The organism is Amycolatopsis sp. NPDC051373 (assembly GCF_040689465.1).
GTDB lineage: Bacteria > Actinomycetota > Actinomycetes > Mycobacteriales > Pseudonocardiaceae > Amycolatopsis.
Genome location: NZ_JBFBAE010000029.1, coordinates 96,168 through 108,212 on the forward strand (window position 1 = coordinate 96,168; position 12,045 = coordinate 108,212).

11 protein-coding genes are annotated in these 12,045 nt (G+C 70.9%); 4 read left to right on the forward strand and 7 right to left on the reverse strand.

The window, feature by feature from the left end:
* Positions 1–59: 59 nt before the first annotated feature.
* Positions 60–452 (forward strand): helix-turn-helix domain-containing protein, encoded by a 393-nt coding sequence (locus AB0383_RS39895; protein ID WP_364185714.1) that lies wholly within the window; start codon positions 60–62, stop codon positions 450–452.
* Between the two features lie 115 nt (positions 453–567).
* Here AB0383_RS39895 and AB0383_RS39900 read toward each other — a convergent pair whose 3' ends face one another.
* On the reverse strand, positions 568–1,953 hold the full coding sequence (locus tag AB0383_RS39900) for a cation:dicarboxylase symporter family transporter (RefSeq protein WP_364185716.1): 1,386 nt from the start codon (positions 1,951–1,953) through the stop codon (positions 568–570).
* Positions 1,954–2,133: 180 nt separating this feature from the next.
* On the opposite strand from AB0383_RS39900, the gene AB0383_RS39905 reads away from it, so the two are divergent.
* Both AB0383_RS39905 and AB0383_RS39910 read left to right on the forward strand, forming a co-directional pair.
* Positions 2,134–3,738: a sensor histidine kinase gene (locus AB0383_RS39905; protein ID WP_366190055.1), complete on the forward strand. Its 1,605-nt coding sequence runs from the start codon at positions 2,134–2,136 to the stop codon at positions 3,736–3,738.
* Positions 3,735–4,403 carry a response regulator gene (locus tag AB0383_RS39910; RefSeq protein ID WP_364185720.1) on the forward strand — a complete coding sequence of 223 codons (669 nt, stop codon included), beginning with the start codon at positions 3,735–3,737 and terminating at the stop codon, positions 4,401–4,403. The genes AB0383_RS39905 and AB0383_RS39910 overlap by 4 nt, the downstream gene beginning before the upstream one ends.
* Positions 4,404–4,420: 17 nt before the next feature.
* Here AB0383_RS39910 and AB0383_RS39915 read toward each other — a convergent pair whose 3' ends face one another.
* On the reverse strand, positions 4,421–5,659 hold the full coding sequence (locus AB0383_RS39915) for a sialidase family protein (protein ID WP_364185721.1): 1,239 nt from the start codon (positions 5,657–5,659) through the stop codon (positions 4,421–4,423).
* Positions 5,660–5,839: 180 nt separating this feature from the next.
* Here AB0383_RS39915 and AB0383_RS39920 point away from each other — a divergent pair, with 180 nt between their 5' ends.
* On the forward strand, positions 5,840–6,268 hold the full coding sequence (locus AB0383_RS39920; protein ID WP_364185723.1) for a hypothetical protein: 429 nt from the start codon (positions 5,840–5,842) through the stop codon (positions 6,266–6,268).
* A gap of 3 nt (positions 6,269–6,271) precedes the next feature.
* On the opposite strand, the gene AB0383_RS39925 is transcribed toward AB0383_RS39920, so the two are convergent.
* The 5 genes from AB0383_RS39925 to AB0383_RS39945 all read right to left on the reverse strand — a co-directional run bounded on the left by AB0383_RS39925 (position 6,272) and on the right by AB0383_RS39945 (position 12,008).
* A complete protein-coding gene (locus AB0383_RS39925; protein WP_366190056.1) occupies positions 6,272–7,660 on the reverse strand; it encodes a beta-N-acetylhexosaminidase in 1,389 nt (462 codons plus the stop codon).
* Between the two features lies 1 nt (position 7,661).
* Positions 7,662–8,555 (reverse strand): carbohydrate ABC transporter permease, encoded by an 894-nt coding sequence (locus AB0383_RS39930; protein WP_366190057.1) that lies wholly within the window; start codon positions 8,553–8,555, stop codon positions 7,662–7,664.
* On the reverse strand, positions 8,546–9,502 hold the full coding sequence (locus AB0383_RS39935; RefSeq protein WP_366190058.1) for a sugar ABC transporter permease: 957 nt from the start codon (positions 9,500–9,502) through the stop codon (positions 8,546–8,548). The genes AB0383_RS39930 and AB0383_RS39935 overlap by 10 nt, the downstream gene beginning before the upstream one ends.
* Positions 9,502–10,794, reverse strand: coding sequence for an extracellular solute-binding protein (locus tag AB0383_RS39940; RefSeq protein ID WP_366190059.1), 1,293 nt, complete (start codon positions 10,792–10,794; stop codon positions 9,502–9,504). The genes AB0383_RS39935 and AB0383_RS39940 overlap by 1 nt, the downstream gene beginning before the upstream one ends.
* Before the next feature lie 71 nt (positions 10,795–10,865).
* Positions 10,866–12,008 carry a lactonase family protein gene (locus AB0383_RS39945; RefSeq protein ID WP_366190060.1) on the reverse strand — a complete coding sequence of 381 codons (1,143 nt, stop codon included), beginning with the start codon at positions 12,006–12,008 and terminating at the stop codon, positions 10,866–10,868.
* Positions 12,009–12,045 lie beyond the last annotated feature (37 nt).

Below are 12,045 nucleotides of genomic sequence, written 5' to 3' on the forward strand. Positions count from 1 at the left end.
TCTCTTGTTACAGTGACCATCTTGTGTGACCATCGAGGCGCGCGGAAGGAGGCACTTTCATGTCCCAGGGAAACACCGCTGTGACCGACCAGGTCAGCGCGATCGACCCGGAGAAACTCGAGGCGTGCACGCTGCTCGAGGTGCTCAACCGGATCAGTGGCAAGTGGGCGATCGGCATCCTGTTGGAGGCGTCGCAGGGCCCGGTGCGGTTCACGGAGCTGGAACGCTCGGTGGCGGGCATCAGCCGCCGGATGCTCACGTTGACCCTGCGCAATCTCGAACGCGACGGGCTGCTGGAGCGCACTGTCTACCCGACCGTGCCGCCGCGCGTGGAATACGAGGCGACGCCGATGGCGCGTGAGCTCTACGGCACGTTGTCGGGTCTGGTCGACTGGGCGCAGCGCCACCGCGAAGCGATCGCCGTGGCGCGCGAGGCCTACGACGCACAGTAGAAACACGTGTGCCGTGGTCGTGAGCACGGGGGACGCTCACGACCACGGCACACGGGGGTGTTCGCACCCCGGCGGGGGAGTGTGGGCCGGAAGGAGCCCTGGGGTGCGAACGGCTTCAGTTGCCCGCTGACGCTCCGACCGGTTCGCCCCGGTCGGTGGGCGGCTCAGTGGCGGGCGGTTCGGCCGGTGCGGGCGCTTCGTCGAGCAGCGTGGCTTCGTCGAACGGCGCGGACCCCGCGAAGACCTGGCGGGACTTGTCGCGGTCGAACTCCTTCATCCACGATCCGATGAGGACGGTCGCCACGGCGTTGCCGGCGAAGTTCGTCAGGGCGCGGGCCTCGGACATGAACCGGTCGATGCCGAGGATGAACCCGACGCCGTCGACCAGTTCCGGCCGGTGCGACTGCAGGCCACTCGCCAGGGTCGCGATGCCGGCGCCGCTGACGCCCGCCGCGCCCTTCGAGGCGAGGATCATGAACAGCAGCAACCCGATCTGCTCGCCCAGCGCCAGTGGCTGGTCCTGCGCCGTGGCGATGAACAGCGTCGCCATGGTCAGGTAGATCGCCGTGCCGTCGAGGTTGAACGAGTACCCCGTGGGCACCGTGATGCCGACGACCGGCTTGCTCACCCCGAGGTGCTCCATCTTCGCGATCAGCCGCGGCAGCGCCGATTCCGATGACGAGGTGGACAGGATCAGCAGGAACTCGCGGCCCAGGTACCTGAGCAGCTGGAGGATGTTGACCCGGGCGCCCAGCCACAGCACCGTGCCGAGGATGCCGAACACGAAGATCAGGCAGGTGACGTAGAAGCCGAGCATGATCACCAGCAGGCTGCGCAGCGCGCCCCAGCCGGTGGCGCCGACCACGGCCGCGATCGCGCCGAACGCGCCGACGGGCGCGGCCCACATGATCATCGACAGGATGCGGAACACCAGGCGCTGCACGTGCTCGATGCCGCGCAGGATCGGCTCGCCGCGCCGGCCGAGCTTCTGCAGCGCGAACCCGGTCAGCAGCGCGATGAGCAAGGCCTGCAAGGTCTGGCCCTCGGTGAACGCCGAGACGAACGAGGTCGGGATGATCCCGAGCACGAAGTCGACGCCACCCTCGGCGCCCTTGGCCTGGTCGTGGACCTTCGTGACGTCGGCCGGGTTGAGGTGCAGACCACTGCCCGGGTGCAGGATGTTGCCGACGATGAGGCCGATCGCGAGCGCGAACGTCGACATGACGACGAAGTAGACCAGCGCGGTGATGCCGACCTTGCCGACCTTCGCCGCCTTCGCGACCGAGCCGATGCCCAGCACGATGGTGCAGAAGATGATCGGCGCGATCATCATCTTGATCAGGTTGACGAAACCGGTGCCCAGCGGTGCGAGCTGTTTGCCGACCGACGGCCAGATCAAGCCGACCGCGGCGCCGACCACCACGGCGACGATCACGGCCAGGTAAAGGTAACGCGTGCGGTCGCGCTTGGGCGCGGCTGCTTCGGGGGTCGGTGTCGGCACCGTTGCCTCCAGTAGGGGAATGGGTGGAACGCCGGTCACTATGCGGGGAGGATATGACCAGCGTCACCGTTGTGTTCATTGAGTTCGCACGAGAGGTCCAGTCCGGTTCGGACGGTGGTACGCGAGGGTCGTCGCACCACCCGGGTGTTGCCCCGCGCCCGCGTGTGCTGGTATGAGCACGTGCCTGCCCCCACCCGGACCCGGACCAGCCGCTGGAGCCTCGCCCGCCAGCTGCTGGTCCTCCAGCTGGCGGTGCTGCTGGTGCTCGTGGGCGGCGGGATCACCATCGCGTACCTCGACGCCGGCCGCACGACGACCGACCGGGCGCGCGACCAGTCGCTGGCGGTCGCCCACGCGATCGCCGACTCGCCGAGTGTGACCCGAGCGGTGTCCACACCGGACCCGACGGCCGTGCTGCAGCCCTACGCGGCGCGGGTGCAGACCGACGCCGACGTCGACTTCGTCACGATCATGACCCCGCAGGGGATCCGCTACACCCACCCGAACCCCGCGTTGATCGGGCAGCCGTTCCTCGGCCACATCGACGCCGCCCAGGAGGGTGGCGTGGTCACCGAGACCTACGCGGGTTCGCTCGGGCCTTCGGTCCGGGCCGTGGTGCCGGTGTTCGACGCGAACCATCGCGTCGTCGCCCTCGTGGCGGTGGGCATCACGATCGCCGCGATCTCCGCGGAGCTGCGCGACCGCGTGTGGCCGCTCGCCGGCGTCGCGGGCGCGGTGCTGCTCGTCGGCGCGTGCGGCGGCTGGCTCGTGAGCGCCCGGCTCAAGCGGCAGACGCGCGGGATCGCGCCCGGTGAGCTCAGCAACCTGTTCGAGTACCACGAAGCGGTGCTGCATTCCGTGCGCGAGGGCGTGCTGCTGGTCGGGCGCGACGGCCGCGTCGGCCTGTGCAACGACGGTGCGCGCACGCTCCTGGGTCTCACCGCGGATCCGGTCGGGCTGCCGCTGGTCGAGCTGGGGCTGCCGCCGGAACTGGTGGCCGCGTTCGTCTCCGCCGAGACGCGCACCGAGGAGCTGCACCTCACCGACACGCGCGTGCTGGTGGTCAGTACCACTGTCGTGCGCTCCGCCGGACGCGCACAGGGCACCGTGGTGATCCTGCGCGACCACACGGAACTGCAGACGCTGACGGGCGAGCTCACCACCGCCCGCAGCCTCGCGGAGGCACTGCGGTCGCAGGCGCACGAGGCGGCGAACCGGCTGCACACCGTCGTTTCCCTGGTGGAGCTCGGCCGGCCCGAGGACGCGGTGGAGTTCGCGACGGCCGAGCTCGCTCTGGCCCAGGAGCTCACCGACCGCGTGATGAGCGCGGTGTCCGAGCCCGTGCTGGCGGCCCTGTTGCTCGGCAAGGCCGCGGAGGCGAGCGAACGCGGCGTCGAGTTCACGATCACCCCCGACACCGTGATCGAGGACCTCGGCCCGGAGATCGTCGGCCGGGACCTCGTGACGATCCTGGGCAACCTCGTCGACAACGGCATCGACGCCGCCGCGCGCGGGGCGGACGGCCGGCCCGCCGTGGTCGTCACCGCGCGGACCGACGACGACGGGCTGCTGCTGCGGGTCGCCGACAACGGCCCGGGCGTACCGGAGGAAGCTGTAGAGGACATGTTCCGCCGCGGCTGGTCCACGAAGGCGGGCGAGGGCCACGGGCTCGGGCTCGCTCTGGTGGTCCAGGCCGTGCGCCGCTACGGCGGCAGCGTGGACGTCGGCCGGGACGGCGGCGCGGTGTTCACGGTCCGGTTGCCGAGGCAGGAGGCGCTGCGGTGATCCGCGTGCTGGTGGTGGAGGACGAGCCCGTGGCCGCCGAGGCCCACCGGCTCTACGTGGAGCGCTTGCCCGGCTTCAGCGTCGCCGGCGTGGTCCACTCCGGCGGCGACGCGCTGCGCTTCTGCGAACGCGAACCCGTCGACCTCGTGCTGCTCGACTTCTACCTGCCCGACACCCATGGCCTCGCCGTGTGTCGCTCCCTGCGCGCGGCCGGCCTGCCCATCGACGTGATCGCCGTGACCTCGGCGCGCGACCTCGCGCTGGTGAAGGCGGCGGTATCGGTGGGCGTGGTGCAGTACCTGCTGAAACCGTTCACTTTTGCTTCGCTGAGGGAAAAGCTCGAGCGCTACGCCGAGTTCCACCAGGCTTCGGGAGAGGTCACCGGCCAGGCCGAGATCGACCGCGCGCTCGCCACGCTGCGCACGAGCGAGCAGCACGCGCTGCCGAAGGGCATGAGCGCCGAGACCCTCGAAGCCATCACCTCCGCCCTCGCCGCCGCCTCCGAAGGCCTCTCCGCCGCCGGCGCGGCGAGCGCGATCGGCGCTTCGCGCGTCACGGCCCGCCGCTACCTGGAGTACTTGGCGGACAACGGGTTGGCCCACCGCGAGCCCCGCTACGGCCAGGTCGGCCGGCCCGAGGTCTGGTACCGCCACGGCCCCGCGTGAGGGCGGTGCCGCGTGGCTCAGGCGAGCCGCACGGAGATCGTCCAGAGCTTGCTGTCCCGTTCGTGGGGGTAGTCGTAGGCGACGTCGCAGCCCCAGCCGGACTGGCAGTTGTCGCCGTAGAACGTGGCGGTGCGGGGTCCGGTGACGGCGACCCCGACGTAGCCGCTGGAGCCGAGCGTGTCGCACGGGTGCACGCCGTTGGGCTTGGCGCAGTTGCGGGGCTGGTTGTCGTAGAAGCGGTGCAGGCCGGTCCAGGTGGCGCCGCTGTCGTAGCTGAACGCGATGTTGTTGCCGGGGCGGCCGAACACCAGCATCAGAATGCCGTCCTGCATCGTGTTCACCACCGGGGCGACGCCGCGGACCGCGTTCGCGTCGGCGGCACCGGGCACCTTCACCGCGAAGGCCGCGCCCCAGCTCGCGGCCGCGAGGTCCGCCGCGGAGTTCACCGGGCCGTTGGTGATCCGGCCCAGCAGTCGGCTGCGGATGACTTCGGACGTGGGATCGTCGTCCTGCCGGGTGATCATCAGCAACCTGCCGTCGGCCCGGCGGGTCACGCTGGACTCGCTGTAGTTGAAGGTGGCGGACAGGAACGGGGTGGCCGAGCGGGTCCAGGTGGTGCCGCTCTTCGGCATCGTCAGCAGGTAGGCGGCCGAGTGAGTGTTCGCCTGCCCGGCGTAGAACGGCGCGACCAGGTCGCCGTTGGGCAACGTGAGCACGCCCTGGAACAGACGCCCGGTCTCGCCGGCTCGGATGGTCGCGCCGGCCAGGTCGAGGTTCGCCCGGCCGATCCGCCAGCTCGCCCCGCCGTCGGCCGAGGTCCAGCGCACGAAGTACCGCTGCCTCGTGCCGTCCACCCGGCCGAGGCTTTCGAACACCGAGTACTCGCTGCCTGTCGCGACGCCGTTGGCCACCATGGCGAACTGGGCCGACGACAGGTCCTGCAGCTTCTTCCCGGTTCCGGCTTCGAGCGCGGGCTGCCAGCGGCCGGCGTCGTCCCGGTACTCGACGCGGGACTTGACCTGCCGGTCGCCGTCGGCGCTGACCAGGAAGCTGCGGATCAACCGGTGCTTCGTCGTGCCGGCCGCGTCCTGCCAGGTGACCCACTGCAGCGAAGGCATGGCGCGGAACTGCCGGTTCGGGTCCGCGGGCTCGATGGTCAGCGGGCCGTACCCCGGCTGCAGCGCCGCCGACGCCACCGGGGTGAGCACCCCGAGCGCCGTCAGGATGAGTGCGGCGAGCACACCAAGTCGTTTCACGATCTCCCCCTCGTCCGTCGATCGACGAGAAGAGCGTGTCTTCACGGACCGTCTCCCGGCGGGCGAATCGCCCGGTTTCACCCGGATGGTTGTTCGCTCACTGTTCTGTATAACGCTCTACACAGCTCGGCGGGGCGCGCGGTACGGTCGCCGCGAACCAGCCCGACGAAGGGGAAACCGGTGGAGCGAGACCCGCGCCCACGGCTGCGACTGCGGCACCTCGCGCACGAGCGGAGTGCCGAAGGCGGCGAACGTAGCTCTCCGCTCACCGTCCGGCGCCCCGCGACCGGATACACCTCGGCGACCGCCGTCTGCGGTTGGTGCGGCGCCGAACTCCGGCTGCGCGTCGCGGCCGCCCGGAAGGTGCGGCAGTCGCTGCAGGGGTGGGCGCTGGTGTATTTCGCCGGGGTGCTGGCCGTGGTCGGGGGCATGGCCGCGTTGTCGGCGTCGGTCGTGTGGCTCGCCGTCGTCCTGATGGTGGGCGGGCTGCTGGTGGCGGTGGTCGGAGCGGCGTTCTGGTGGTGGGCCACGGGTGTTCGTCCGGTGAGCGCGCTGCCGGACGGGAAGCCCGGGCCGCACGTGGTCAGGCCGGACCGCGGGCAGCGCTAGCACTCAGCGCGGTCGGCCCGGTGCGTCGGGCCGGGTCTGCCACGGGTGCGGTCCGTCGAGCGGCCGGTACTCCACGCCCAGCGCGTCGAGCCGCGGCAGGTGATGGTCGCGCAGCCGCGGCAGGAACTCGGCGAAGTCGCGGGGGCCGGTACTCCACGCCAGCTCCGCGAACGCGCTCAGCCGGGGGAAAGCCGCGTAGTCTACGCGCCGGGCGGTGTCGAGGTGCTCGGTCCAGACCTGGGCCTGGGCGCCGCGCAGGTGCGGACCGGTCAACGCCGGATCGTAGGTGTAGACGTCCTCCAGCGTGCGCAGGTAGCCGACGGGGATGGGCTCGTCCGGGTGGTCGGACTGGCGGTGGTCGAGGTACACGCGGTCTTCCGGGCACAGCACCACGTCGTGACCCCGTGACGCGGCCAGCTCGCCGCGTGCCTCGTCCTGCCAGGCGCCGATCACCATGGGCGGGAGGTCGTCGATGTCGAGGACCTCGTCCCAGCCGAGCGCCTGCCGGCCGCGCGAAGCCAGGTGCGCCGCGATCTCGCGGACGAACCGGCCGTGGGCCTCGGTCGCGCCCGGCACCTCGTCGCCGCCGAGGCCGATGACCGGCGAGGGGAAGACGTCCAGCACGTGGTCGAACACCGCGCGGAAGAAGTCCGAAGTGGATTCCGACGGATCCAGCAGCGAGGTGCTGATGCCCCAGGACGTCCACACCTCCCAGTCCGCGTCGGGATCGGGACCGAGCTTCGGGTACGCGGCGATGGCCGCGCGGGCGTGGCCCGGCACGTCGATCTCCGGCACTACCGTCAAAGCCCGCGAAGCGGCGTACGCGACGATTTCCCGTAGGTCGTCGGTGGTGTAGAACCCGCCGTGGGGGCGGCCGTCGCGCTCGGGGCCGTCGTGGCGGCCGACCATCGACGAACGCCGCCAGCCGCCGACCGAGGTCAGCCGCGGGAACCGCGGCACCTCGATCCGCCAGCCCTGGTCGTCGGTCAGGTGCAGGTTGAGCACGTTGAGCTTGTGCGCCGCCAGCAGGTCGACGAACCGCAGCACCTCGGCCTTCGTGCGGAAGTGCCGCGCCACGTCGAGCAGGCAGCCGCGCCAGCCGAACCGCGGGTGGTCCTCCACCACGCCGCACGGCAGCGTCGACCCCGTGCGGATCGACGCCGCCCGGAACGCGTCCGGACCGGCGAGCTGGCGCAGCGTCTGCCGGCCGTACACCTCGCCCGCGGCGTCGGCGACCGCCAGCGTGACCCCGCGCGGCGTGATCGTCAGGCGGTAGCCCTCGGAGGGCAGCTCCGGCGCCTGCTGCACGGTGACCGGCGCCGGCCACGGGCACGCGCCCGGCACCTCGGTGACGGAGACGGGGCGGGGGAGCAGGGTGTCGAACCCGGGCATATCAGCCTTTCACCGCGCCGGACATCCCGGCGACGAGCCGGCGTTGCACCAGCACGAAGAACACCAGAACCGGGATCGTCATGAGAGTGGACGACGCCATCACCGCGCCCCAGTCGGTGTCCTCCGGTTTGAAGAACACCAGGATCGCCTGCGGCAGCGTCTGGTTCTCGGTCTTGGAGATGATGAACGTCTTCGCGAACAGGAAGTCGTTCCACGCGTGGATGAACGCCAACACGCTCACAGCGACCAAGCCGGGCGCCACGAGCGGGAACAGGATCTGCCACGTGAAGCGCATCCGCGACGCGCCATCGAGCTTCGCCGCTTCCTCGAGCTCCACCGGCACCGCCGCGACGAACCCGCGCAGCATCCAGATCGCGAACGGCAGGCTGAACGCCAGGTGCACCAGCACGAGCGAGCCCAGCTCGTTGAGCCCGAACGCCGGCGCGACCGCGCCGATCTGGCGCATCAGGAAGAACAGCGGAATCGTCAGCGCCTCCACCGGCACCATCTGCGCCACGAGGATCATCACCAGCAGCACCGTGCGCCCGCGGAAGCGGAACCGCGTGAGCGCCACCGCCGACAGGAACGACAGCAGCAGCGACAGCACCACCACGGCCAGCGCGACCACCAGGCTGTTCACGAAGAACCGGCCGAAGCCCGAGACGGTGAGCACGCGCTGGAAGCTGTCGAGCGAAGGCGCGAGCGTCCACGGCTTCGGGTTGGCCGTCTGGATCTCACCCGCCGGCTTGAACGCCGAGAGCACCATCCAGTACAGCGGGAACGCCACGATCCCGGCCACCACGACCGCGATGATCTCCGCGACGAGCCGGCCCGGGCGGCGCACCCGGCGGCGGCCCGTTCTTGTCGAGAGGGACCGCGCACTGATCACAGCCATGCGGTGCTCCGGCGCTGGGACCGGACGTACAGCCCGGTGATCGACAGGAGCAGCAGTGTCATCACGACTCCGATCGCCGAGCCGAGGCCGTACTCCTGCCCGGCGAAGGCCTGCTGGTAGGCGTAGACGTTGAGCACGAGGTTGCGCCCCGCCACGCCGCCGCCGTTGGTCATCACGTAGATCTGCGTGAACACCTTGAAGTCCCAGATGATCGACTGGATCGTCGCGATCGTCAGCAGCGGCCGCACCATGGGCAGCACGACCGTCCACGTGCTGCGCCACATCGACGCGCCGTCGAGCGACACGGCCTCGAGGACCTCCTCTGGGATCGCCTTGATCCCGGCGTACATCGTGACCAGCACGAACGGGAACGAGCACCAGATCACCTCGGCGGCCACGAGCCCGAACGCGCCGAAGGTGCCGAACGTCCAGGAGTGGTGCGCCATACCCGTGAAGCCGATGCTCGAGAGCACCTCGTTCACGAGACCGAAGTCGGTGTCGAAGAGAAACAGCCACACGTACGAGCCGGCGATCGCGGGCGTCGACCACGCGCCGAGCGCCGCGAGGAACAGCAGGGTGCGCGGCACCGCGCGCACCCTCGACGCCAGCACCGCCAGCGCCGTGCCGACCACGAGGCTGCCGATCACGCACGCGGCGGCGAACCCGACCGTCTTCGCGAGCACCGTCCAGAACTGCACGTCCTGCAGGAGCGCCGCGTAGTTGTCGAAACCGAGGAACACCAGCGGCGCCGCGCCCGCGGCCTGGGGCTGGCCGTAGTCGTAGAACGAGATCAGCACCAGCTGGTAGATCGGGTACACCAGCAGCGCCGCGAGCAGGATGCCCGCGGGCAGCAGGTACATCAGGGCCGCCCGGCCGTCCCGGCGCCGGCGTGCGCGTCGGGGCGCGACCGGGGCCGGGACGGAGACGGGCAGCTGCTGGGTGACCATCAGCCGAAGTTCTTGTTCATCGCCGCCGTGGCGTCGGCGAGCGCCCCGTCGACGTCCTTGCCGCCGGTCGCGATCTGCTGGACGGCGGTGGGCAGCACGTTCTGGCTGTCGATCTTCGACCAGCCGGGCGTGCTCGGCACGAACTTCGTGCCGGCGGCGAGGGTGTCCACGAACGGCTTGAGCGTCGGGTCGCTCGCCGCGAGCTTCTTCTGCACGCTCTCCAGCGTGGGCAGGTTGCCCATGGCGTTGTACATCTTCTCCTGGTACTTCGCCCCGGCCAGCAGCTCCGCGAACTGCACGGCGAGCCCGTGGCGCTTGCTCGCGCCGAACACGCCCAGCAGGTTGCCTCCGGCGAACGCGGGCGCGACCGAGCCCGGGGTGGTGCCCGGCAGCGGGACCACGGCGTACTTGCCCTTCACCGCGCCCTGCTCCACGGCCTTGCGGTTGAAGTCACCGCCGATGGTCATCCCGGCCTTGCCGCCGGCGAAGGCGGTCACGCTCTGCGTGCCGGTGAGGTTCGCGCAGGCGGCGGGCGGGCAGATGTCGTCCTTGAGCAGGTTCGCGTACGCGGTGATACCGGCTTTCGCCTGAGGGGATTCCACAGTCGACGTCCACTTGCCACCGTCGGACTCGGCCACGTCACCACCGTTGGCCCAGACGAACGGCAGAAGTGCGTAGGTGTACTTGCCACCGGTCGAGATGCCGTAGAGGTCGGGCTTGGCGGCGTGGATCTTGCGGGCGTCATCGGTCAGCTCCGCGAGGGTCGCCGGCGGCTTGAGGCCCAGCTCGGTGAACACGTCGGTCCGGTAGTAGAGGGCGCGGATGCCGGTGTACCAGGGCAGGCCGTAGGTCTTGCCGCCCGACTTCGCGGTGTCGAGCACCGAGGGCAGCAGGTCCTTGCCCTCGCTCCACGACGAGATGTCGCCCGTGAGGTCGCTGAGCGCGCCGGTCTGGGCGTAGCTCGCCACATCGGTGTTGCCGAACTCGGCGACGTCCGGGGCGTTCGACGGGTCGTTGAAGGCGCCGGAGAACTTGTCGGCGCGGCCCTCGACCGGCACCCACTGCACGTCGACGTCCACGCCGGCGTGCGCGGCCTTGAACTCGGTGATCGCCTCCTTCACCGCCGCTTCCTTGGGTGCGCGGCTGGCCTCGTCGAACAGCCACACCCGCAGGGTGCCGGTCTGGTCGTCCCCGCCGGCCGCGGCCGGGGCGGACTGCGTGGGCGCGCAGCCGGCCAGCAGGGCCAGCGCCGCGGTGACACTGATGACGGTGGACGTACGACGCACTCTCATCGTTGAGCTCCCAGAGGGTAGGGCCCGGCGGCGGCGGACCGGTCGGTCCGCCGCCTGCGGGAAACGCCGGGTCAGGCGAAGAAAACGGAGTTGACCGACGGCACGGCGAGCGAGCCGGCGACCGCGCCGGGCAGGCCCGTGGCCGCGTCGCGCGGCAGCCAGGTGACGGTGCCCGAACGCTGGTTGGACACGTAGAACCAGCGCTCGTCGGGCGAGAGCGCGAGGTGGCGCGGCCAGTTGCCTCCGGTGTCCACACCGGACACCAGCTTCAGCGTGGTGCCGCCGCCGGAAACCGAGAACGTGGCGATCGTGTTCGGGCCGCGCACGGTCGCGTAGACGAACTTCGCGTCGTTCGACACGGCGATCTCGCCGGGGAACAGGTCGCCGGTGCTGCCGGCCGGCACCGCCGGGACGACCGCGAGCGGCGTGAGCTTGCCCGCAGCCGCGTCCCAGGAAAGTACGGTGATCTCCGGCCGCAGCTCCTGCGCGAGGTAGGCGTAGCGGCCGTTCGGGTGGAAGGCGAGGTGCCGGGGCCCCGCGCCGGAGGAGAGCGTGACCTGCTGGTGCAGCGCGAGTTTCCCGCTGCCGGTGTCGAGCGAGTACACGTAGACCGAGTCGGCGCCGAGGTCGACCGAGAGCACCCACTGGCCGGTCGGGTCGTTCACCACCTGGTGCGCGTGCGCGTCGCGCTCGGCCCCGGTGTGCTGCTGCACGTCGGTGGCCGGGCCGAGCTTGCCGCCCGCGAGGATCGGCAGCACGACCACGCTGCCCGAGCCGTAGTTGGCCGCCAGCACGTACTTCTGGCTGCTGTGCACCGACAGGTGCGTGGGCGCGCTGCCCTTCGACGACACGGAGTTGAGCAGCTTCGGGCTCGTCGCCGTGGTGACGTCGAGTGCGGAGATCGCGCCGTTCGGGTCGCCCTCGTTGGTCACGTAGAGGGTGCGGCCGTCGCGGCTGCGGTCGAACCACGACGCGTCGGGCACGCCCGCGACGGTGCGCACCGGGGTGAGCGCCGGCGCGGTGCCCGTGCGGCCCGCGACGTCGAGGCCGTGTCCGGCCGGTGGGGTGCTGGTATAGCTGCCGACGTACGCGGTGGTTCCCGCGTCTCGCGGGCACCCGGCGGGTGCGGCGCTCGCGAGCTGTGTGCTGAGCACGGTGCCGAGTCCGGCGGCGCCTGCGGCGCCGAGGAACGTGCGACGGGAAAGTCCGGCCATCGAGGTTTCTCCCAACGGTGAGGGGACCAAAAGGTGG

Coding starts and splice junctions, on each gene's coding strand:
- AB0383_RS39895 (WP_364185714.1), top strand. CDS start 60: ATGTCCCAGGGAAACACCGCTGTGACCGACCAGGTCAGCGCGATCGAC.
- AB0383_RS39925 (WP_366190056.1), bottom strand. CDS start 7,660: ATGCCCGGGTTCGACACCCTGCTCCCCCGCCCCGTCTCCGTCACCGAG.
- AB0383_RS39930 (WP_366190057.1), bottom strand. CDS start 8,555: ATGGCTGTGATCAGTGCGCGGTCCCTCTCGACAAGAACGGGCCGCCGC.
- AB0383_RS39935 (WP_366190058.1), bottom strand. CDS start 9,502: ATGGTCACCCAGCAGCTGCCCGTCTCCGTCCCGGCCCCGGTCGCGCCC.
- AB0383_RS39940 (WP_366190059.1), bottom strand. CDS start 10,794: ATGAGAGTGCGTCGTACGTCCACCGTCATCAGTGTCACCGCGGCGCTG.
- AB0383_RS39945 (WP_366190060.1), bottom strand. CDS start 12,008: ATGGCCGGACTTTCCCGTCGCACGTTCCTCGGCGCCGCAGGCGCCGCC.